General features: G+C 61.8%; 12 protein-coding genes. 1 reads left to right on the top strand and 11 read right to left on the bottom strand.

Annotated features, from left to right (window positions below):
• Nucleotides 1-61 precede the first annotated feature (61 nt).
• The 9 genes from ACZ1HA_RS12800 to ACZ1HA_RS12760 form a co-directional block, all read right to left on the bottom strand.
• Complete coding sequence (locus tag ACZ1HA_RS12800) at nt 62-3,427, bottom strand: hypothetical protein (protein WP_472714148.1); 3,366 nt, start codon at nt 3,425-3,427, stop codon at nt 62-64.
• Entirely contained in the window at nt 3,427-7,266 is a 3,840-nt protein-coding gene (locus ACZ1HA_RS12795) for a hypothetical protein (RefSeq protein WP_472714147.1), read from the bottom strand. The genes ACZ1HA_RS12800 and ACZ1HA_RS12795 overlap by 1 nt, the downstream gene beginning before the upstream one ends.
• A 3-nt stretch (nt 7,267-7,269) precedes the next feature.
• Nucleotides 7,270-8,292 carry a hypothetical protein gene (locus tag ACZ1HA_RS12790; protein WP_472714146.1) on the bottom strand — a complete coding sequence of 341 codons (1,023 nt, stop codon included), beginning with the start codon at nt 8,290-8,292 and terminating at the stop codon, nt 7,270-7,272.
• Between the two features lie 2 nt (nt 8,293-8,294).
• Entirely contained in the window at nt 8,295-10,118 is a 1,824-nt protein-coding gene (locus ACZ1HA_RS12785; RefSeq protein ID WP_472714145.1) for a hypothetical protein, read from the bottom strand.
• Complete coding sequence (locus tag ACZ1HA_RS12780) at nt 10,115-10,405, bottom strand: hypothetical protein (protein WP_472714144.1); 291 nt, start codon at nt 10,403-10,405, stop codon at nt 10,115-10,117. Before ACZ1HA_RS12780 ends, ACZ1HA_RS12785 begins: the two co-directional genes overlap by 4 nt.
• A 10-nt stretch (nt 10,406-10,415) precedes the next feature.
• Nucleotides 10,416-11,108 (bottom strand): hypothetical protein, encoded by a 693-nt coding sequence (locus tag ACZ1HA_RS12775; protein WP_472714143.1) that lies wholly within the window; start codon nt 11,106-11,108, stop codon nt 10,416-10,418.
• A gap of 148 nt (nt 11,109-11,256) precedes the next feature.
• Nucleotides 11,257-13,935: a DUF6603 domain-containing protein gene (locus ACZ1HA_RS12770; protein WP_472715329.1), complete on the bottom strand. Its 2,679-nt coding sequence runs from the start codon at nt 13,933-13,935 to the stop codon at nt 11,257-11,259.
• 3,344 nt (nt 13,936-17,279) lie between these two features.
• Nucleotides 17,280-20,243 carry a hypothetical protein gene (locus tag ACZ1HA_RS12765; RefSeq protein WP_472714142.1) on the bottom strand — a complete coding sequence of 988 codons (2,964 nt, stop codon included), beginning with the start codon at nt 20,241-20,243 and terminating at the stop codon, nt 17,280-17,282.
• A complete protein-coding gene (locus ACZ1HA_RS12760; protein ID WP_472714141.1) occupies nt 20,240-21,106 on the bottom strand; it encodes a hypothetical protein in 867 nt (288 codons plus the stop codon). Before ACZ1HA_RS12760 ends, ACZ1HA_RS12765 begins: the two co-directional genes overlap by 4 nt.
• A 580-nt stretch (nt 21,107-21,686) precedes the next feature.
• On the opposite strand from ACZ1HA_RS12760, the gene ACZ1HA_RS12755 reads away from it, so the two are divergent.
• Entirely contained in the window at nt 21,687-21,878 is a 192-nt protein-coding gene (locus ACZ1HA_RS12755) for a hypothetical protein (protein ID WP_472714140.1), read from the top strand.
• Nucleotides 21,879-21,896: 18 nt separating this feature from the next.
• Here ACZ1HA_RS12755 and ACZ1HA_RS12750 read toward each other — a convergent pair whose 3' ends face one another.
• Both ACZ1HA_RS12750 and ACZ1HA_RS12745 read right to left on the bottom strand, forming a co-directional pair.
• Complete coding sequence (locus tag ACZ1HA_RS12750; RefSeq protein WP_472714139.1) at nt 21,897-23,645, bottom strand: esterase/lipase family protein; 1,749 nt, start codon at nt 23,643-23,645, stop codon at nt 21,897-21,899.
• Nucleotides 23,642-24,160: a hypothetical protein gene (locus ACZ1HA_RS12745; protein ID WP_375230194.1), complete on the bottom strand. Its 519-nt coding sequence runs from the start codon at nt 24,158-24,160 to the stop codon at nt 23,642-23,644. Before ACZ1HA_RS12745 ends, ACZ1HA_RS12750 begins: the two co-directional genes overlap by 4 nt.
• Nucleotides 24,161-24,205 lie beyond the last annotated feature (45 nt).

The raw sequence follows: 24,205 nt of genomic DNA, 5'->3' as shown, positions 1-24,205 counted from the left end.
ACGCGATGCTTTCCGCTGCGGGCCTGCGCCCCACGGAAAAGGGCGGATCACCCCATATGTGTTACCGCATGCGGAATTTCCGAACGGCGATCCGTGCAGACCGGCGCACCACATCGCGAAGGTTCGCCGGAGCGAGATCGGTCGCTGTGAGGTCGTTGTCCGGGGACGTCACAACCGCGATCAGCATCGCGTGCTCCCGGCGCGGAACGACATTGAAATTGAAATCAACGCTCGCCGCCTGAGGCGTCCGGGCGTCAACCGGGCGATCAGGATTGACGCGCCCGATATGGATCAGACCAGGACTCATCGCCGGGCTGTTTCCGGCCACAGTTTCCGATATCGCCGTACGGACGGCTGCTGTCATCGCAAAGTCTCCGAGGCCACCCGCCGGGGCATTCCGCTGCAAAAACAGATCGATATTCACATCATTTGCGGCGACGGGTGTTGTGTCCCTGTGGTGAGCCATGACGAAAATTCTGTGTGTCCGCCGCCGTGGACGTCTGACGCTCCCGGCAGCCATCAGGTCGGCCTCATTCGGCGGATCGGGATGCCAGGGCGGATTGCCAGTGTTGCGGATTATGAGGTCAGGGCTTTCATGAAAGGTCAGCCGGCTGGTCGCCAGTGCGGGATCCTTGAGCGGGTCGGTCACCGGATCGGGCAGTTCCTCGCGCCCGGTATCATGCAGAACAGTCCGGATGTAGGTGCGGCCGACAGACTCTGGTGTGGCCGAGAGGTCGCGCTCCCAGACGCCACGGGAAGCAAGTGCGGCCCGCAGGTACGTTTTGCTGCCCGATTGCCGGATATCCAGATCCTCGACAATTGTGTGGGGCAGGCCATCCATAACCGGCTTCCACGTCCAGGACGGGTGCGTCCCACTGCGGTCGATCTGCCCTTCAAAGACGCCGATGCGGTTTCCGACGTAGACCAGATCACGGGATGCGTCCCGCAAAACAGTGACCGAATAGGCCGAGGAGGGGCTGCCACCGGTCCCAGCCGGTGGATCCAGTGGCGAGTTCCGCAGGCCGGTCGGGTACCAGCGACCCTGGCCATCATACCACCAAAGGGTGTCGAACGTTGGGTCCCCGACGGGATCGCCCGTAACAGGATCGGTTGTGACCTGACCGGTTGTGCTCAGATAAAACGTCTCCTGCCCGGCGGTGGATGCGTCATGCACCGCAACATCGGTCCAGACACCACCGGATCGCGAGGGCATGTAGGGGAGAAAAGGGTTGGGGACATCGGTGGACCATTTGGGTCTTGCGGCGCCGGAGTCGGTGTCGATAATCGTGGTGTTCAAAGGGCTCCAGACAGGCGATGCGGCGGTGCCGCCGAGCCTGAAAATCCTGACGCTCCACTGGCAGAGCGCCAGAACTGCTGTTCCGACATAGTTCTGTGCCGGGTCCCCTGGTGACAGGATTTCAATGGAAATGATCGGGTCATCGGTGCTGCCGATCTGCAGGCGATCCTGCGCTTCGTTCGTGCCCGGATTGCTGGCTGAAGGGAGCGTCACCCAGTTCAGCTGTGTCGTCGGCGTGTTCCAGTTGCTGCAGTACCAGAGACGGTCTGTCCCGATAAACAGGCGGGCGTCATTGGGGACCGTTGCAGGCGCCACGGCAGGTTTTGAGTAAAAGAATGCGCGGCCACGCTCGCTCCCGTTCGGATCAGTCGGTGGGCTGAGGGTGGTGACGGCACCACTTGCGGTGAAGTTGTCAGGCTCGAAATTCCAGAATGCCTGTATATACTGCATGACGCGCTGGAACGGCTTTGTGGGGTGGAAAGCAACGCCACCGCCATCGCCTTTGCGTTGAAGGCTCCAGACCGTATCGCCCACGCGCTGGATAACACCATTGTCCTGGGTTCCGGCCAGTACCGGCCCGTCGAGCGCCGGATGCGAGGCGATATAGCCGGGTTCTGCCACCGCGAGACCTGCATTTTTAGACCGTGCCCGCTGCCCGGTGGTTTTCAGGAAAACACCTCCATCACAGCCGATCCAGACATCGTTTCCAACAACAGTTGCCTTGTGCACATCAGCATGAATGCCACCCCCTACAAATGTCCGGGAGCGCACCGCGTTCACCTGTCGGGCCGGTTCAAAATTGGTGATCAGACCACTGCTCCGCCGCCGTATCTCAAGATCAAAGAGGGCTGCATTGAAATTGTTCGGGTTTGGTTCGCCGCGGACCGGCGCTTCGTAGGAGCCGCCGACGGTTACAACGTCGCGCGTGTTGGCCGCATTGCGCCGGACGGCGATGGCCTGGTCGTACTCGCCCTGATCCGAGCCCGAGACCACCAGCGTGCTGGCCGGTCTGTCCACATCACCGGAAAACAGTCCCACGGGAACATCAATGATGTCTTCTGCAGCGACGGGCGTGCGTGACAGATCAATCTGCCACAGATGCGACCATGGGTTCCCGGTGCCTGCTGGATTGATCCTTCCCAGGATATACATGCGATCCGTGTCTGTTGCCGGTCCAAGCGACAGCCGGCTGCCATCCAGATGGTTGGGCAGCGGATAGTGCTGAAATGTCCCGGACGGGAAAGTCGGCGCATGATAAATGCCATCGAGCAGAGTGCCGTTGTGATCACCCGCACCAACAAGGGTCAGCCAGAGGCCTTTGTCATTCCAGACCACATCGGAGCAGTAGGCCCCGTTGGCAATACGGTCGGCAAAGGTGTCAACGGGCAGGTTGATCAGCGTCCAGTCGGCATCTTCCGCAAAAGCGCCAGTGCGCATAAACGCGCCTTTGGTGGTGGCGGCGACCAGGGTGCCATTTCCGTTGGCAAGAGGTGCCTCGTCGTGCTTGCGGGCCAGCCGGAAGATCGCGGCGCGTGACAGGTTGCCCGCTTCGCGCAGCCAGGGATTGCCGCGCGCATCCGCCAGTGCCGCATCCAGCGAGCCGTTCAGCCTGAGCACCCCAATGCCGCTGTGGCTTGACCCCGGCACCCGCGACAGCACGGGCGTCGGTTCGCCGGTGCCGACATAGACCACATCATCCGCTGATGTCGCACCGAATTCCACCAGCAGCGCACCAATGGTCAAAGAAAGGTTCGAACGTTCAGCCGAAGCATCAAGCGCGGCAGACCCAATGGGTTCCCAGCTGACGCCCTTATCGGGTGAATACCAGACCCCGCCGTTGGCGGTCGCCACATATACCCGGTTACCGTTCGGGCTGACGCGGATGTCGCGGACCCGGCCCGCAACGACTGGATCGCGGGCGGCCTGGCCGTTTGTCATGATGGAAGGGCCCAGCGGGATCCATTTGCGGCTGGCCTGGAAATTGGTCTGGATGACGTCGTTGAGCGGATCAAGCTCACCGAGCATCTCTGGTGGAATGGCGGTCGGTGTCGTGCGCAGGGCCCGTTCTGCGCGCTGGGCAAGGCGGTCCGGTGGCTTGTTGAACTCAGAAGGCCATTCGTATCGGGCCATCAGCTGTCCTCCTCCTGCTCTGCGGGGTTCGGATTGATCCGGATGTAGCCTTCCTCGACCGTCACACGGCCGGTAGGCAGAATCGCAGCCTGTGTTGCTGACAGGATCGGATCTTCGCGCCAGGTGATGGCCGAATTCCGGCGCACCCAGGTCTGGTCGGCACCAAAGGCCGCGATCTTGGGAAGCCGCACCTTGTCGGGGTCAATCAGCACAGGGCCGACACGTGCGGACGGGGCAATGCGGGACAGACCAGGGTCAACCCAGTCCCGCAGCAATTCAAGCGACTTGCGGGGCAGAAACCCTGTGGTCGCATGAACCCGCGCCGTGGGGTGCATCAGAAGCGTAATTTTCAGTTTCTGTCCTACGTGCACAGCCAGCGGATCGCCCGCACTGATATAGGGGGCATCAATCGGACTGGGTTCAGGCAGACTGTTTGCATCCGTCTGCCTGCCGATCTGGCCCAGAATGGCCCGGAAGCCGAAACCAGCCTGAGAAAACCGCGCCTGCGACCGGACCTCTTTTTCGATCAGGTGAAACTGGCTGAAGTCATCGCCGATATAAAACCCGTAAAGACCATCGTGACCCTTGGCGAGTTCACCCAGCCGGACCCGGAACTCAGCAGATTTGACCGCGTCATAAACTGCCTCCCGCACCAGCAGGTCCCGGACGTCGCCCGCTTCCTCGCCGAAGGCCCCGGTTTTTGACAGGTCGTCAGGAATATCGATCCAGAGCTGCGTGCGCACCACGGCAATCGGTCGCCCGACCAGCCCGGCAATGGATGCACCAGCAGATGCAAGTCCGCTGTCGACGCTCCACATTGTGGTGTCGACGGCCCTCAGAAACGCGCTGAGCGGACTTTCTGCGCCGGCGGTGTCCGGATCGTTGCGCTGGATAATGTCCGCATCGATCATGCCCTGGGCGATCTGCGCACTGAGCCCTGCGCCAGGAATGGCCGCGTCCGCCGGCACCGCAGAAGCCGGTCCATCAGCACCGACCGCGCCCTCCCAGACCAGCCCGCCGGTGACTGCGTCATGCAGGACTTCGCCCATGGGGTCCCCGGTCTGATCAAAAAACTCCAGCGTTTCATCCATGAAATCCGGCAGGATGTAGCCCGAGATGGGGTTGACCATGCGGTCCGGCCGGCTCTGGTCCAGCTGAGCCTCACGGGGAGTGTCCGAGCTGTCTGCGGGATCTGTAAAACGCCACATCAGACGCGCGGGCAGGGCAAGCCGCGGCGGTAACGCCAGGGCGCGGTCACCGTCCATGGTCTTGCCTTCGAGGGCCGCTGGCAGGGTCACTTTAGAGGTGTTCAGATCACGGAAACGGCCGAAAGTGTCCACGATCCGTGCCCGGGTCAGCTGCAGCGTTCCATCCGCAATGAGCTTTGGCAGACCGGCATCGCGCAGTGCGTCGGCGGCTGCAGCCGGGACCGGTTCGATCTGGCCGTCCGGTCCGTTGTCCAGTGCAAGCCAGACGTCAGCGATCTGATCGAGGGTCACGGATCCAAGGTCGGTTGACCGCAGGAAGGCTGCCAGATCGGCGAGCGCAGACTCGTGACCTTCGCCGATTTCCCCTTCGCCGGCTTCGTCCCGCTGGTTTTCTGCAATGAGGAAGGTGTCAATTGCGGCCTGATACGTCCGTGCAAGGCCCGAGGTAATGGGGGACCGACCGCGCATTACCAGGTTTTTGCCCTGCGGTCTGGAGGCGCCGGCAAAATCCATGCGCCCCAGGATCCAGCCTTCGAAGCCGCTGCCCGGTTCCAGGCTGACTTCCCATTCCAGCCAGACCGGCGACCATGGCTGCGCCCAGCTGGTGATGGCGACAGGGCTCGGATCGCGCCCGTCAGCCAGTGAAAAGCGCCGTAACTCATCGCTGACGGAAGCGCGCGTGCCAACGGACAGGCTGTCATTGACCTGGGCAAAATTGTCGACGCCGGATGTCCGCGCGATAGGGACCACGCCATCATAGACCCCGTCCGGCGAGAAACGGAGTGCCATTTCGCCCTGCAGGCGGTTTCGCGCAGGTGCCAGAAACTCCGGTGCTACCATTTCCTGCATGGCTGTGGAGGTCCACCGCATCAGATAACTGTCGTGCAGAAAGCTGTTCTGCAGGATGCGGTTCGTGACGTCCGGGAGAGCGTCATGGGACACCGGCGGCACGTAGTCACGAGCGTAGAAAATGTCACCGAAGGAGGTCGCGAGCTCCTCGGTCCAGCGGCAGGCCAGCGTGTTGTCATCCTCGAACCGGCCATCTCCCAGAAAACGGGGCGTACGGCCATAGTTGCGTAATCCGATCACCGGCGGTGTGGGCCGGTGATAGCGTGGTCCCGGGCGTCTGATCGTTTTGGTGACCGGCCGGTCGTCAAACCGGGTGACCTTACTTTTGAGGAGTATCTGTTCTTCGGCAGTACGCCTCATCTGATCGCGCGAGTTTTTTGTCTTTCCCCGGCCGCGTCCCGACCAGACCATCTCAGCCTTATCGGGCGGTCGCGCTGTTTTGCGGGCTGTCTTATTGCGCAAAGGGCGCCCAGCTTTGATCGCGGACTGATGACGCTCAACAACGACATCCAGATAGGTTTCCGGCCCCTCGAAGGCCTCAAACCCATCCGCATGCTCCGCCTCGTCGAGCTGAACGATCCCGTCGCGCTCGTCGATGCGCATGAGCGCGCCGTTCGAGACCGCGGTCAGCAGGCTTTCCACGTATTCCTTGCGGCGACGAGAGGTGACGCTCATACCGCGCGCCGCCTGCGCCGCCATCAGACGTTCCAGTGTAGGCGCCATCGACACGGCAATGCGCGAAGCAGCAGGAGCAGTATCGGCGCGCACCGACCCGGTAACCGGGACCCCATAGACGACCCCGTGCATGACTGTTTCATATGAGGCCCGAAACCGGGGCACCGTTACCCGGTCAAAGCGGTATTCGGAAAAGCCGTTCTGCAGGCTTGCCTGCGATGTACTGAGTTTCAGCTGGCTTTCCAGATTGATCGAGAACACACGGTCTCCGGTGTCATCGGCAGGTGGTGCATGCCGCAAAAAGGGCGAAACCCATTTTGAGGGCACCGGGGCAGAGGAGGCCATCCAGCCCAGGTCTGCAATCTGGCGTTTGACGGAATAGGGCGAGAATACAGCAGACAACGGGTCATGGCCGCGTTCTGACCACCACCCGGTGATGACATAGGTTGCCGTTCGGGTGAAAATCTGCTGCGGGTTCAGATCATCCAGCGGGTCGTGGAAGGCAAACCGGTTAAGCGTCGCATCATAAGATGCCGTCCAGTTCGGAGAGCCCCCCGCCACCCCATCCAGTTCATCAGACGTGACGCTCATGGCCTGTTTCTGCACAGGATCGCCCGGGTAGTTGTCGAGATCGAACACACTGCCGGTCTCAGCTTCGATCACCCAGCTGCGCAGGTCCAGCCGGGGCTGACCGGTGCGCCCGGTCATGCGGGTGACAAGCCATCTGTCCGGCAGAGCCGGCATGTCGATGGGCGCGTCCTCATCTTCGACCAGCGCGCCGCGCAGCAGCCCGTCAGGCATTGCCCAGTGCAGATGCACACCCTTTTTGCGGGCACGCGGCGTCGAAAACGGGGCCACTTTCGCCCCCTCACCATCGCTGTCCGATCCCAGGACCATAGGCAGGCGGACGTATCTTTCAGAATGCGATACCGGGACATAGAGCCCCTGCACATCCACCGGCACCAAGAGCGCCGGGCGTGGCTGTGGTGCCGGGGTGGGGAACAGAATGCCCGGGGCCAGCACACGGTCCTGCAGAACCGTTGCCATCTCCCAGTTGCGGCTTTGCAGCAGGGCTTCCATGATCTCCGGTTTCAGAATGGTTGCCATGGCTCAAAGCTCCCCGATGCGGGTTTTCAGCAGTTCGGTATTGCGTTCCACAACCTTCGCGACCGTTGGCCGGAATGCGTCGTTCAGCACCGCATTCGTTGCGGTGTCCTGCGCAAATACCTGGCGGTAGGGGAACCGTATCATCTGCATGGCGAACTCGGCTCCATCAACCGGGTCTCCGGGACCTGCGCTCATATTGGTGCCGGTTGCGGCGGCAAAACTGCGCGCGGTATTGGTCAGATCGAGTACTCCGGCAGCACCGGGTCTGAAACTCACAGGTATCTGGCGGGCATCAGGGGGTTCTTTGACGACCTGGCCACTGGTGTCCACGTATTCCGATGTGCGCACATTGCGGGCGGGAACACTGGCGCGGACCTGTCGCGGGCGGCGGTCGAAATTGACACCGAACTGGACGCCCTGGCGCGGTTCCTCGATGTGCAGGACTTTTGGAATTCCGTCGAAAAGTGCCAGCAGAACCGCCGGAGACAGGCGTTCCAGCCGCAGCAGCTTGATGCGGCTGCCGTGCGATTCCGGCAGGATTTCCACATCGCTGTCCGCCGGTTCATCGCGATAGGCACGCACATGCATCCCAGGCCATCCTGCCACGGCGGCAGAGCGCATCAGGAAACCAGTCACAACGCCCGCTGTTCCCTTCAGCCGCGGCTCGCTGCCGGGAGCGCGGTTGCGGCGCTCGGCGTCATCGATTTCTTTCTCGATCTGTGGATACAGCGCTTCGAGCTGTGCCCGCTCGATCGTGTTTGCGGTTGCCACGCTGAGCGCGCCCTGCACCAGCGCATCGGTCCAGGCCCGGTCGAGATAAAAGAACCTGATGGATTCATGCGGCAGCAGTTCCGTGTCCGGCACAATGTTGTTGAACGGAACACCTTCGAGCATCCGCAGCTTTGCGAGAAAGGCGAGGATCTCGGGCGGGGCGATGGTCGGCTCAACTGTTGTTGTGCCTGCATTGCGCACATCGCCCACGGCCTGGGCGAGAATGGAAAGGGTGATCTGATGCGAGATGGCCATGACTATCTCCTCGGAATACGATCTTTGATGAAACCCTCAAGGCTCTCGAACTCGCGCAGCTCGCGTACTGCGTCGACATCGAATTCCTTTTTGCCCACGGCGATTTCTGCAATGTCGAGCAGTCCGGTTTCGAGGGTTGTATCAATGGCGGTCTGGATCTGATTGTTCAGGTCGATCTCCACCCGGTCAACGGTGGCAGGCTGCGTGCGCTGAAGCTGGTTGCGCAGGTCGGGGTTGACCGGTTCGGCGGCAATCATGTCGGTCAGGTTTCGGTCAAGTCCCAGTCCGCCCGCCAGAATGCCGTTGAAATCCTGTTGCAGTTCATTGATGCGCGCGCCCGGATTAACCAGCGGGGTGGCGTTTGAGATTGCCGCCTCTTTGCGGGTCCCCAGAACAGACACGAGTTCGCTTTCGAGGAAACGGGAAACCGCGCCGAGTTCGATGGCATCTTTGACGCGACCAAGGCGCCCGGTATCGGCCAGTTGATCCAGCAGGGATATCTGGTCATCAAAAACTGCACGCTGATTGGCCCGTGCCCGGGCTCTGCCGAACTGCTCTGCGCGCCAGCGTTGCAGGGCGGCAACAAAGGAGGGCTGGGACAGCGCCAGAAGGCGGCCTGTCTCAAACGCCACGGCCAGCGATACATCCTCGCGCCCGTCCGGCGTCATCATGCGCAGATGGTCAGAGACATGCGCCAGCACCGGAAACTGCGCCTCGTCGGCCAGCGGATTGCGCAGCAGCTGATGCGGCGAAAAGGGGCCGCGGTACCAGGCACCCGTATCCTCGCCGGTGCGTGTCAGATAAGGCAGGCCGATGTGTCCTGTTTCCGCAATCTCCAGAGGCAGTCTGGTCACCGGGGAAGCGCCAGGATCATCGCCGGTTGGCGGGACATGGCATTTCGGCAGCTGGCGTTCGAAATTACCATCCGTTTTGGTGCCGAGCATGCCGACATCAAGCCCGCTGAGCAGTTGCTGAAAACTGCCGGCTCCCGAGCAGGTAAACCGCCACGATGTCAGCACCGGAAAGCGGTAGAATTTTTCCTCGACAAAGAAATCGAGGGGGAAGCGGAAACTGGTAAAGGCACCTTCGACGACAAATACGTCATCGCGCGCCGGACCGGCATTCGCGAGCGTGGAAAAGTCGCTTTCCAGCAGATCAGCGGGATCGATGCCACCGACGATAGAGATCCCGTCTCGCGTCGCGCCGCCCCGGTCCACAAGGTTGCCATCATGAAACACAACTTCTCCGCGGCGGATGGCTTCGTTCATCGCGTTACTGTCGCCGGGATCCAGTGCGCGGCGTTCAGGCCGCACCTTCAGGGGCACAGCCGTGCCAGACCGCACAGAACTGGCGAATGTTGCAACCGTCTGATTGATGAACAGATCGCTCATCTCAAAAAACAGCCGGGGCGGGCTAGGGGCGGGTAGCACGTCAAGCTGCTCTTCCAGGTTGATCAGGCAGGCGGTATAGGCTTTTGGCAGACATTCTTCGGTGTCGAACTGCGGCATCCGGTTGGCAATGACCACTGCAAGAAAGCCGTCATCGTCACCCATGGCGGCCTCGGTGTCATCGAGATTGACTTCACGCACATGGGTCAGAAGGGTCAGGTCATCCACCGTCGGGAAAACTGCATCAACCGTCGACTGCGGGACCGAGAGATAGCTCGCCTTTGGGACATCCATCGATCCGCTGAGTGTCGTGCCCGGGGTGACGCAGTCGGCGGGGTCTGCATCGTGCACGATCTGACCCTCCCCTTCGGCAATGAGAACGAGCGCCAGCCAAGGCGTATTGTCCCGCACCGTCTGCCCCTTGAATTCCGAATTCACCGGTGCCGCCCGGCGGTCCCAGGGCAGGGTTCTTTTTTCAGCACGATCTGCGGAAGCCGTGCCTCATATGCACCTTCGGAATTCGCCGGTGGAAAAGTCATCAGAGCCTGATCCGGGGGCAGCTTCAGGCGTGGTGCGGTGACATTGAAATGCGTTTCCAGCGGGTCGACCGGCAGATCTGCGCCATCGCTGGCCTGCAGATCCACCTCAGAAGTCAGCGTGTAGCTGCCAGCCTCCAGGGCCGGAACGATACTGTCGTAGAGAAAGAATTTTCCGCGAGCGACCATTGTTTTTCCTCTATGCCTCCACGTCTTCGGGTGGGGTCCATGTTGCGGTGACCGGCGAGGATTTTTCGTCCGACAACGCCTCGAGATCGAGCTGCACCGCGCTGTTCAGGAGGCGTGAGACCAGTGTGTCCTCGGGCAGCCGCGCCGCGATAACGCCGTCAATCCGGTCACCGACAAGACCTGCAAGTGAGACCGAGAAAGGTTTTCTGCGATCATCCATCCGGACCCTCTGAACCATCAGCGTTTTGCCATCAAAGGGCACAAGGCGTGGGTTTCCTTCGCCCGCTTCGGCGCCCTCATAACTGATCGCGAGTGTCGCCAGATCGTCATCGCGCACGGTGCCGTTCAGAATGACAGCGACCGTATCGGCACCGGTGTCGAACTGTGTTTCGATCAGTGCGCTGCGGGAAATCATGTCGCTCGCTTCCATCCAGCCGCAGCCTGCTCTGCGACCGCCGCGCGTCCGGCTTGTGCCCTCAGCGCGCAGGAACCCGCCGCGGCAGCGGGCCAGGGACTGACCCAGATAGGCCAGCCGCGTTGTGTCGAGCCATCCCGCGATTTCCTGTGATCCGGAACTGTCCTCGCCAGACATCAGGACGAACGCCCTCGTGGCCGGCGGCAGCGTCAGCCGTGAGGCGCCGGTGCGGTTCGTGGTGATCCGACCGTCCAGCCCGATGCTGGCAAGGCGGGCGGGACCCGACAAGGTCACTTCTCCGGCGGTCTTGAAGAGCGCGGCATTTGTGGCGCCCGGCAGATCAAAAACGGCGATCTGCCCTGTGGCCAGGACTCCGGCTTTACGTCCGGCGCAGCTGTATTCCGGCGGCGTCTGCTGCCTCCTGGCGGGGCTCCGATCATCGCTTCAAGTGACGCGATTTCCGCCAGGTCTGCACCGGTTCCGCGCCCGCGCGCAATTGCCACCGGGCCTGTTGATGGCAGTGTCTCCGGGGGGCCTGACGCGCGGCGATGGTTTGTCCGATGACCGGAGTATCCACGCGCGTCCGCAGGAGCACGGCACGGTCTGCAATGCCCAGAGCGATCCCGGGTGGAGTCACGCGTTTCAGCTCGCGCGGAATTTTGGTGACGCGCGTGCCTTCCGCAAGGAAGTCGCGGGGCACTGCGCGCAGGGGCTGATGCAGCACGCCACGCAGTTTTGCCTTGCCAAACGAAAACCGTTTTTTTGGCCTCAGACCCTTTTCTTTGAACAGATCCTTGCGCCCCGTGCCGGAGCTGCCGACGATACGTTCGGACAGCAGTCCAATGCGCATTGGCACGGGGCGTTCGCGATGCCACGCGCGTCTTACTGTGGCGCTACGGCCCTCCTGATGCCAACCGGAGGCAAAGTCCGGCAGTACTTTGGGATCGAGATCTTTCAGCAGTTCACGCTGCTCTTTGGCCTCGCGTACCATCCGTGACCGTATGGTTCCGCCAGCACGCAGCGGCAGCGGTTTGCGTACGCCGGATTCAACCTGGTTGAAGGCCACGCCGCCGGTCGAGGCCAGTGGTATCCGCCCGATCAGTTCGGGGCGGAACTGCAGGTCCACACCTTCAGTCGCGGGGATCACATCGCCTTTTGGCAGTTTCCGGTCATCCGGCAACTGCGGCGGCCCCCAGACGCCGAGCGGGAAGTTTCCGGTTTCGCGCGGGGTCACGGTGATTTTGACCGTGTCCCCAAGACGCGGGGTGCTGCTGCCGTTACGGCGCAGTCTCAGCTGCAGCGTTGTGCTGTTGAGCATCTTGTTGGCCGGGCAGACACCCAGCGTTGGCGTCGGCAGCGATATCGGCACAGCCGCATTTTCACGACGGATAGCCGTCAGCGGTACGGTGGAGGTAAACGACAGCTCAAACTCGCTCATCACGTCGTAGGGATGCGCTGCGGTGCCGTCGGCTGTGCCTTCTTCGTTGCCCGAAGCATCCCCGGCAGGGGGCAGAGCACCTTTGCCGGCAATACCGCTCAGGGCGCGCGCGCGGGTCTGGCTGTTTTCGGCCAGTTCCAGATATTTGCCAGCAAACTGAGCCCACGAGACGTGAACTGTTGCCGCATTATTGTTGTTGCCAAATCGCACTCTGATGTCGATGGGGCCGACCTCGATCCGCGCGTTGCCGTGGAACTCCGGCCCGAAGACTTCGATATAGGCCCCGAGGCTGAAGGACAGTTTGATCGTCCCCAGGAAGGTTTTGATCCGGATCCCGGCTGAGACACGCGCATGTGCGTCGGCCTCATAGGAAAACGGGTCGAAATAGACGATGGCATTGCCGCCGAAACTCAGATGGGCAAAGGCAGGTCCGAATTTGGCGGAAGCCTCAAAGAGACCACCGGCCATAATGGCCTCTGACGTCAGCGCAAAGTAGCTTTCTGATTTGACGACAATGTTGTCGGAAACGCTCCAGTTGAAACCCAGACGCGGAACAACCGGGTACCCGTCGCGGTGGAAATTAGGGTGGTAACCGCCGAGGGTCAGAACGAACTGGCCCGCCTTGTCGCCTTTGAACCAGCTTACATAGGCAAAACCGCCGGTCAGACGCGCCGAAGGATGCAGCAGCCACGAGTTATCGGTCAGCTGAGCCTGGATCCAGATCACGCCTTCTTCAGTCGAGAAGCGGGCAATCAGCCCCAGTTCGATGGAGACAAGGGCAACCTGCGGACGGGGCAGCGCCATGCGGGCGAGCCCAAAGATCGACAGTTCAAACCCACCGCCGAATTCCACAGCCACTACCGCAATCCCGTCGACCAGTGCAAAGGAGGTAAAGCTGATGCCGGCCGCAAACCAGAACCGCCCTTTGGCAGGCGGGAAGGTATCGCGGATCTCCTGCATATAATCCATCAGGTCGTCCGGCAGATCAGCTGCGGGGTCGAGCGCCTGGATCATGACGAATTCGTCGAACCTGCCCAGGTCGGTCGGCGGCACGATATCACGGTTGATCCCGAAACCGCCGCCGATCCCAGTCAGGAAGAACGCAGGCGGGCCGCCGAAAGGCCCCAGCACAGCGCCATAGGCGAAGAATGCCGAGAACTTCTCGGGTGTCTCAATCGATGCATAGCCGCCATAGATGGAAAGGCCGTACGTGGCGAAGCGTGCTGTCAGCATGCCCACATATTCGAGGTTCGGCGGAGTACCAAATTTGCGCAGCCCGCCCGCAAGCGTCACGCTGGAGATATCGGCGGAAACGGCAAGCCCGGCCAGATCCACAGCCCAGGATGACGCATCAAAGATACCGCCCCGGTCCAGACGGTACCGCAGTTCCAGATCGTCCACGGCAGCCGTGAGGCCGGCGATCGATACGTTGCCGTCAAACAGCAGGGAAATGGATTGCAGCGTGTCGTCGGACACCTGGGTGCCCATCCCGATCTGATCCACATAAATCGGACCGAACTGGCTGCGGATAGGCAGCCACCAGGGTCCATCGCCATCGCCCGCGACAAAGCCGAAGGCGATGCCACCGCCATCCGCGGCGGGGCGTGTCTGTACCGAAATCGCGGGGCTGAACGAAGGCGCCAGTGTCGCGTCGCCTTCGTTTGTTTCTGACAGCATCCCTTCGGCGACCGGATTGCTTTCCTCACCACCACCGGCGCCCCCGACGGCAACGGCGATCTCCGAAAGCTGTAGCTGTGCGCCGCCCAGTTTTTCGGCCTGCGACAGGCGCGCAAAAATGTGCAGCGCGATGGAGCCAAGGGCAATCGGGCTGTCGAGCAGCGGGGCATTGGTCCGTCCGATGCGCACACCTACGCCATCAACAGAAAGGGTCGGTGTGAAGTCCACGGTGCCGGGACTGATGCTCAGCAATCCGATTTTCAGGCCCGCGCTCGGGCCGCCGATAATCCAGCGGCTGTCGTTTTCGATCCAGATCGCGATATCGCCTTCGACAACCGGCAGCCGTCCGTTGAGTTCCAGACTGAAACCAAGAGCGCCCGCAGCACGTGCCAGCCCGATGTCGAGCACACCGCCGACCCGGATGGTCGGGTTCGCATCGGCAATATTGTTGAGCAGGCGGATCACCCGGTCGAATTTGGTCTGGAGGAAATCCGCGTCTGATTCACCGGCGCGTTTGACCACCCGGAAAAGCTCTGTGTTCAGACCCGTGCCTGCGTCGTTCAGGGCGACGCCTTCCATGAGCGCCCGGATCGTCGTTCCGGCGAGCGGTTCGTCGAGGACGCCATTGATCTCGGGAAGTTCCATCAGGAACGAGCCCAGCATATCGACGGCAAAGGTGATGATACCCTGTGCAATTTCCGCATCAGAGCCGCCACCGAACGTGGGCTCCAGACGCCGCGCTGTAAAGTCGTAGCGCAGCGCCAGCGCCTGGGTGTTCGCGCTGTCTGTGGCAAGGCCCAGCGATACGAACGGCGTCGCAACCGCAGAACCCACATCGAGGGCGAAGACGGGCCTCAGGGCCAGTCCTTCGCTCAGGGGGATATCAGCAGGACCAACGCCTGCGGTCAGTTGGGCCAGCCCGTCATCGTCGAACCGCAGCGCAGTCGAGACGGTATTCGCGAAAGGCACATTCGCGATGTTGATATCCAGGGTGACGGAAAACGGGCTGTGCGCGAATTCAACCGCAACTGTCGAGCCAGGTGTGCCTGCATCATTGATGGTCAGCCGCACGGCTCCCGCGGGTGTGGATACGGCGAGGGCCGGGGGCAGCACGTTGCCCAATCGGCCGAGACCGCTGACCAGCAGGGGCTGCCACTGCGCCTCAAGACTGCCCGCCGGGTCGGTAGCCCAGCCGACCAGGCGCGGACCGTCAAAGTTGCCCCCCTGACGCAATAGCAACGCGTCGCCCACATCCGCGAGCAACAGGCCAACATCGGATCCGGTATCGACGATTGCATCGAGCGCCAGCGGCAGGGCGGCAGAAACGCCTGCCGTCGCAAGTTCTGTCAGGCTGCCCGGGTTCGGGAAGATCTCCAAATCCGACGCGGCACCCGTGCGCAAAAACAACCTGATCTCAGGGCCGTTTACCGTCAGATGAACCGCGCGCGTGCCGGGCGTGCCGCCGCTCAGGCCAGCAAAGACTGCCAGCGCAGGCCGGATGCGGCCCTCTGCCGTGAAGGTCAGGCCAACAGATCCGCCGAAATCGACATTTGCCGATGGCATGAACTGAGCCGGATCGAGGGACAGGTCGAGCACGAGGCCACCGGCGTCGCGGGCGCGCAGGGCCAGTCCGGGCGAGATGTCCCAGACACCCGGTCCACCCGTCAGCCCGGTCAGCGGCTTGAACGCATCCAGCAGGGCAATCACGCGGTCCGGACGGAAGGCTGAGCCATCGCTCAGTGCAAGGTTTGAATGTCCAAGCAGCCAGGCGCCCGGCCTGATGAAAAGCTGCGCCGGAATGCGAACGGTATCTCCATCCAGCAATCCGATTGCATCGAGCACCGCGTCCACAACCGGCCTGACGCCGGGGTCTGTTTCGCGGATGCCGTCCAGCATTTTCGCAATTGCCGAGCTGGTCAGTGCCGGCAGTGCCGCTTCTCCAAGCCGCCGGATATCCGGGGTGGGCCAGAGCGGAACAGTGGTCGGCAGACCGCCAAAGCCGCCGGCTGTATCCTCATCAAGGTGCAGTGCGGCCGAAAACGGGGCAAGACTGAGCAGGACATGGTTGTCGTCTGCTGCGCCGATCCGGATGTCTGCCGCAGAAATACCATCCGGACCCAGGGTTGCACCGAGCGCCCATTCGCCGGGGACCGGCAGGCCGGTCGCACCACCGACGGTGACCGAAACTTCGCGGCGTGCGAGGTCAAAGGATACACCGGCATGCTCGCCCAGCAGATCATCAATCAATGACATCAGCTGCGCGCGCAGCGCCGCGGTGTTCAGAACATCCTGCAGACGCCCGGCGGGATCATCCATCCAGTTTGACAGGGCAATCGCATCAAAATTGTCACCCGGGCCCAGAACCCCGGCGGCGCGCAGCGCCTGGGAAACGCGCGCCACCGCCGGGTCGGCTGCAGCCACAGCCTGTTGGAATACAGCGTTCAGCAGCTGCCGGATTTCCGGCGTGCTGGGGGCCGCCAGTCCATCAATCCCGAGATCAGCGTCGCTGGTGCCGGGCGAAAGTGTCAGGCGTGGAAAACTCCTGTCGTGAATACGCACGCCATGAAGGGTTACCGCGACGCGGTTCAGCGAGGCGTCAGCGGTTGCGCCGACGGTGAGTTGCACGTCCAGCTCGACAGAGCGCAGTTCGAGATCAAGGGGGCGGGGTCCGGCGCCCGGACCACCGATCAGCCATCCTGAACTGTGTCGCAGCTCTGCAGCCACCGCGACGGCGCGCGCTGTGCGCGGCGAAACATCCGGTATCGTGCCGCCCAGATCGATGTCGAGCCCGATAATTTCTGCCAGGGCATGCCCTTTTGCCTGCAGTCCCGGTGCCTGAGGTGCCGTACTGAGCGGCAGCCACAGACCCAGCGATGCGGAGCTGATCTCTTCGCTTTCCCGTGCAGAAGATCTGGCCTGAGCATTCAGGCTCAGCCCTGCAGCAACCACAGCAGTCAGTGCGCGCCGGACGGCATCACCGTCAAAGACACCGTGTACAAGGTGCACCGCCAGGTCAGCCCGCCGGGCGCCTGTCCAGCCTGCGGGCAGAGCAAGATCGCCTGTGCCGGGTGCGGCACCGGACAGGATCGCCGCCAGCATCGCGCGGGCAGCAGCCAGGTCCGCGTCATCGGGTTCTGCGGCATCCGGATCGGGCAGGAATTCGGCCAGCCGCCGGACAATTTCGGACGCCGGGGCTGGCAGAGCTGGTGGCAGCTGCGCCGGGTTTGTCACGAGGCCCACTGTGACCAGCCTGTTGATCCCTGATCCCAGCGCCTGCAAAGCCAGCCAAGCGGCGTGTCCGGCGGCCGCATCTGCAACTACAACACTGTCCGGCCGGGACCGGATCAGCGACAGCGCGTGCTGCAGGCGGGCTGTCTGACCCTGTGCGCCGTCACTGTCGCCTGACGGCAGCCGTGCATCCGCCCGGGGTGCCAGCAGGATCGTCCAGACGCCCGCCTCATCGGGCAGTGGTGTGAACGCCAGCGGGTCACGGCCAGCTTCCCGCATATCCAGAATACGGGCAGGATCGCCAAAGCCTTCGATTGGAGCGGTGGCCGGCAGAACGCGGATGTTGATCCGGGTGGGGGAAGGGAGCCCAACACCTCCTCCAGCGACACGCCGTCAAACAGGGCTGCGGCGCTTTCGTTCGGCGTCAGGTGCAGCGTGGTGCCCGGAACCGCCATAACGGGCGCACGCACCGCGCCGTCACCGCCCGTCCAGTGGGACACCAGATCGTCCAGCGCAGACACCAGAAGTGCGGCATCCGCTCCATCGCCGAACGGCCCGGAAATCTGGGGGAATTCACTGAGGATCGCGTCAGCCAGCTTGCCGGGGTTGAGGCCGGGGGACCCCGGAAGCCATCTGCGCAAAGGTGTGGACGCCAGGAATTCCGGGAAAGGCAGCGGTGCGTCCGGCTGGCGCCAGACCGCCAGCGCCGGTATGCCCGCACCCGCTGCAAGCTGCACGCGCCAGGGGTCCGCAATTGTGCCCGAGCCTTCAACATGGAAGCCCGCATCCGGACGGGATGACAGAACTCGTGCCAGTGGCTGCAGATGCCGCCTGATCTGTTGTTGTCCATCGGCGAGCAGGCCGGCGAGCCAGGCTTTGAGTGCATTTTCAGCGTTACCGATCAGGTCTGCAAGCCGCAGCCTGTGACGCGGTGGATTGCCAAGCAGAGGGGCCGCGCGTTTCCAGCCAAGAGCTTCGACCAGTTCGCTCAGCCATCTCTGGCCGAGGCGGTCGGCGATCAGACCGATCAGCCGTTCAATCGCATCCCAGTGTTCCGCGACAAAGGTGTTCAGGAGGTTATCAAACCCGCCGGAAAAATCAGGAATGGGCAGTGGCACATCCAGATCATCGACGAACAGTTCCAGGCTAGGGGCTTCATGGTCTGCGCGCAGCCCTTCGTCCGGGGTCCAGCGCAGCACCAGACCCAGATGATCCACTTCGACGCGCAGTGCGCCAGTGCCGGCACGCAGCCGCCCGCCACCGCGGGCCCGGCCCAATGCACGCAGCCGGATCTCTGGCAGGAAACCGGCCGCCCCTGTGGCCATATCCAGCGCCACCAGCGCCACGCGCAGCCGCGTTTCGATCACAGTGCAGCGTTCGCCCAGTGTATCGACGCGCCGCACTATCCCGAGCCCCAGCAGAAGCCTGCCCGCAGCGTCTTGCCACACGGCTACATGGACACCGGCATCAAGCGGCAGCAGCCACGGGTCCGTTTCCGTGCCGGTTCCGGTGACAGCGCCCGGTGTGGCATCGCCCGTCAGCAGTTCGCGCAGGACCGCGAGAAGTGCGGGGATGTCGGCGGTGTGCGACGTCAGCACGTTTTCCCAGTGCGCCCGCAGCAGCCCTATGGGATCGCCGAGAAACTCAAGCAGTTCAATCCGGGGATAACCCGGCCCGGCGCCCGGCGGCACCTCCCATCCAAGGACAATGCCGATGAGATTTCCTGCAGGGCCCAGATCGCCAATGACTTCTGAGAGCGCATCTGTGACGGCCTGTGATGCGGTAGCTGCCAGCGCATCAGGATTGGTCAGATCAAGCCGCGGATGGTTGGAGCTGAATATGGTTGCGTCCCGAAGTTCCAGCAGCAGAACAGGATGACGGTTCTCGTCCAGCCCAAACCCCAGAGCGAGGCTGTCGACTGAAATATTCGGGATGCTCAGACCGGACAGATCAATTACGGCTTCTGCCCGCACGGACGGAACCGCGACCGCTTCGCCGGTCCCCAGATCAAGGCGCACGAGATCGGCGGTGATACCAACGTCTGCTTCGGCACTGTCAAACCCGAATCCCGCAGAAACCGTGACAACAGGCCGCCCGGTCGCTCCGGCCGGTGCCGCAACACCAAGCCGCAGGGATGCTGAGCCCACCGGAAGGACGACAGCGCCATTGTCTACCACCGCGCCGTTGTCGAGAAGGTCCGCGAGGGCCTGAAGCCAGGCGGATCTGCGGGTCTGATCACCCAGCAGTGCCGCGAACCAGTCCGCCAGCGCATCCAGACCACGGTTGAAAATGTCGTCAACCGGCAGATCCGGAATGGCCGGATCATTGCCCAGCCCCAGCATTTTCGCAAAAGCCCGGATCTGGTTCCCGCCGGCGTTGCCCAGTTGCGCCTGCAACAAGCCGAATATCAGATCGAGGCCTGCGTCTTTGAGGCTGTCAGGGTCGGTGACCGACAATACGAGGTCCCGGCCGGTCGATTCACCGGGCAGCTGCAACCCCCGGAGCGTCAGCCCGACCTGTGGGTCTCCGTCGGAAGCATTTGTGGGTATGAGCAGCCGCAGGCCGACGGCCTGCAACCCGGCATCTCCCGGGGGTGCTGGCGTTTCCGAAATCGTGATTTCGCTCGACAGCGTGATCACGCCACCCGGTTGCGACACCAGTTCCGGCGAGGGGGTGTTTGCGCCTTTGCCTGCCCGGAACAGCGGGAACATCAGTGCCGAACGGCTTTCGGTCAGCGGTGCCGCCGTTTCAAAGCGCACCCCGACGAAAATATGCACTTCAGAGGCGGGGGAATCGTCGACCACAAGGAAAAAGGCGATGCGGCCTACATCCGGGAGCGCCTCTGCAAAAATCTCAATCCAGAGACGGTTCTCGCTGTCCCGCTCGGCCTCGCCACCACGGACGGCCGTGACAAAGTCCAGCAGGGCGCCCCGCTGGTGATCATCCGCCAGAATGGTTTTCAGATAGGTTTCAGGATTGCCGAGCCAGTCACTGTTGAAATTGCCCTCGTCATCAACCAGGCCAAGTGCGCTCAGCAGGGCGGATGTATCACCAAAGTCTTCCGGGGAAAAAGCGTTCACCGCAGGAACCTCCGCAATGGAATCTCTGCCTGGGTTTCGACCGTGAACTGTCCGCGTCTGGCCGTCAGACCGCGCACTACCAGCTCTTTGTTCTCGGCGTCACGGCCCGATGCGCCTGCCATTTTACCCGCAACGTCAACGAGCGCACCATGAGCGAGTGCGATCAGCGGATCGCCCCAGATACGCGCCACCATGGCATTACCTGCGGGCCGGTCGAGCGTGGCCATAACGAGCCCCGTCTTCCGTTTGTCACTGCCGACCGAGAACGGCACCTGCATGCTGGCGCGCAGGCCGTCGGCTTCGACCGGAATGTCGATGCGGATACGCCCTTCGGTTACTGTCGCCTTAAGACGCCCGGGATGGACAATCAGCTGGTTAATGCCATCGTCCCAGATGACACTGGACTGACCCTCAGAACGGTTGATGGCGGCGACACGGATGAGCTTGGCCAGTGCTTCGGTGTTCACCGGCAACTCCGCACCTTTGTCACCAGGCTTGACCGGTCCATCCGGGAGTGTGCCGGGAAATTTCTCGCGCAGCCGTTCCAGTACAGATCCGGCCACGACTTTCAGGGCATCACGTTCCGCCGGCAGCTGCGGTTCGGCCAGCGCATCCTCAATCGTGCGGGACACATCGCGTGCCCGAAGTGTGGGTTTGGACTCATCCTCGCGGGCATCCGGCGTCGGCCGGTCGGAGACAATGATCAGATCCTCGATGTTGAAGCGGTCCAGGTTTTCCGCCTCGCGCATGATCCGCTCAATCCGTTCCAGATCAGAAGGTGACAGGTTTTCAAGACGGTTCAGTTCGGAAAGACGCCTCCCGAGAGAGGGCAGATTTCTGTTGTTCGTGGGTCGGCGTCCCATCGATCGCTCCCTGACCGGGCGCTGCTGCATCCGGTCAGAACCGGAAATCGGAACATGGAATTCCTGAACGGGCGGCGCGCCCAAAATTAAAAATTTCTGCTGCTCAAAAGATGCACAGATCCTGTTGAACCATCGCCCGGGGGCGATTTGTCCGGCCGGCCAGCGGGTAAGTCCCGCTTTGTAATTTCGACCAATTCGCGGCCTGTCGGACCGCGGTAAAAACACGCGTGAAAAATGAGTTGCGGCCTGCAGCAATAACGACCTGCGGCTATGGATTTATGCGAACCTCCCTTCTTCAAACCACTGGCGAAAGAGTAGAATTTCGAAATCTGGTTCTAGTTAACGTTGTGTTTTGTGATTCCGTCAAGAAGTTGTTTACCTTTGCAGATCCGGCCGGTTTCAGATCGGTGATCCGCCGGCGGGACTTTGCCGGTGATCGCGCAAAGCGCAGATACAACGACGTAGAACTGACGCAAATCAATCGCTATAGTTGTAGTTGGGTGGGGTCTGATCCTGTATTTTCAGGCGTTTCAGGGCCGTGCCAGACAATTGAAATGCCGAATTGGGGGAAGTCAGAATTATGTATTCGTTGTTTCGCGAGCTGGGTGTTCAGGCGGCACTGCGCAAAGAGGCCGTGCCATTTGCTGCGGCCTTTCTGATCGCCGAGATGTTCTACAAATGGAAAAGCTTTACCCTTGAGTGCATCGGTTTCCTGATCACCTGGATGGTGCTCAGCTATGTCCAGTCGCTGTTTCTCAGAAACGAAGACTGAGATACCGGCGGGTGCCCTTTACAGGCTGGTAATCACCTTCCAGATGAAGACCGTATAGAGCACAACAAGCAGTGTGCCCCAGACGCCTGCGCCGCCCAGGAACCACAGAATGGCGCCAAAACCGGTTAGCATGGCCAGCAACACCAGCCAGACAAATGGCGCTGCCCTTGAAATCTGCGCCAGCCTCTCTGACTGATTGTCCGACCGAATGGACGCGGGTACGTCGGGCAGGTCGCCGGTGACAACAAACTCTGCGATCGCGTTCCAGTTTTCCTCAACCAGGGCCGCGCTGTGCTTTCCCTTTACATAGCGGATCTCAAACAGGTCCGGATCGTGGCCGGCGGTTTCAAATCCGTCGTGCCCGCCGCTGCCAAGGTCCTGCAGTTTCAGCTGTTCAATCGCCTTGGGGAAAATCGCCACGACCCAGTCTGACGTGGCGACGAAATTCAGCACCCTGCTGACCTGCCCCCTGTCACGGACCATCTGCCAGTCGTAATCAGAACGCACCACGCTGCCTGCGAAAACCACGTTTCTGAAAGCACAGAACGGATAGTCTCTGAGCGCGCGCGCGAGCAGATAGGTGCCATTGCTGTGACCTACAAAAGAAAACGCAGCCCCTGGGAATTCGGCGAGTGCTTCGGCGTACTGGTCCATGAACCACTCGACCTTGCGGCGGCGTTCCCATGGCAGCAGAAACGGCAGCATCGGGAAAAATCCGTAGCTGGAGGTTTCGGAGGCCATTCTGATCACGCCATGCGTTTCTTTGTGGCGGGACATGATCGCGCGGGCAATTTTCTGGGTCCAGTGGCCGACGTCGCGGATGCCATGGATGACGAACACAACATCAGTGATCTCGCGGTTCTGCGGGTTGAGCGGACGGTCCGAGGGAATGTATCCGGCATCATCCAGCGTTTTGGCATCGGCCTTGAGCGCGGTCGAAAGCACCTTTCTGCGCTCATTGCCAGCCGTGCTGGGTGCGCCCGTCCGGTCAGTGACAGGGGTCTCGTCATCAAGCCGGACCACAGAGGCGTGCCCGGAATATGGCACGTCCAGATAGTGAAAACCGCGCCCTGACACGAGATCAATATTGTCGGAAGGAGCAACCATATCATCAACTGAACCGAGCAGCTGGACAGTCATCGGGAGGGTGCCACCGGATGCCGCCGCGCGGTTGCCGGCCTGTATCCACTCCACGCGGAGCCTGGTGATAAAAGGGGCACCGCGCCGGATAGACATGATCAGAAACGGTGCCGTGCCGGTGGGGTTCAGAACACCGGCAATAGCCGCGCCGATCTTCCACTGAACATAGTGCAACGGGCTGAGGTGATGTCCTGCACTCCAGCCTCTGTTCATTGCTGCCAGCAGGACAATGCGATCCACGCGGTCCGCCCAGGGAGGCTGGTCCGCCCCGCTGTTGCCGCTTTCTTCCTGTGCCTTCTTCAGCAGAAAAATGCGTCTGGCGAGCAAACCGCCAATGCTATGCCCGACAAACGTGATTGACCCGTATCCACCGTCCTTTTCGCGCCACAGACGGTCGATCGCCTGCAGTTGCTCCTGTGCGATCGCTTCCGGATCGGCGCGCGAGAAGAGTTTGCAAGGCAGTTGCGGTACATAAAGATCCGCGTCGGGGCGTTCAGCGCGGACGTGCCCGGCCACGCTGGCAACAGAACCGGGGCCGCCGCGGAAGGCATGAAGGATAACCACAAGATCCTTGGAGCGGCCATTGCGGGTGAAACCCTTCATGGCCGCAGACATGCTGTTGCTCACGGCTTTTCCGCGGGCGGCTCTGGCTCCGGATCCGGTTCTTTTTCGTTTTCGGCCAGCAGTGCCTCCCGGAATGCCGCCAGACGTTCGCGCTGTTCATCGCTGAGGTCTTCGTCGTCTCCACCGGTCTTCTGGCCAGAGCCGATCAGCGCTTCGGGCTGGATTTCAGCAACCGCGGTAAAACCGTTCGCAATCGCATCCACAAGGGTCGGTGCATCAATCTGCCCTTCCTTATGGCGCAGGATGGCAACCCGCATACGCCAGTAAGCATCGTAAAAGACGCTGGCCATCCGACCCGGCTGCACGAAAGAAACGATCCCCACGATTACAGTGGACATAATGCCCAGAAACTGCGGTTGCAGGACAGCCCTCTGGCTGTTGAAATCAGCGGCGATAAGCGAGCCGATGACAATGCCCGATATGCCGAGAAAAAAGTGAACATAAAGCAGCAGGTGGTAATAGCGGTTCCACCATTTCATTGAATCGCGTGCGGCTTCCAGCGCCGTTTCGTCTCCCATCGTTCCACCCCTAAATCAGTTAACCAATGCAAACAGCCTGCATTC

The sequence above is a fragment of the Roseobacter sp. S87 genome (assembly GCF_055693285.1).
Note: the sequence above shows the minus strand (reverse complement) of the source record. Positions and strands in the feature narration are given on the sequence as shown.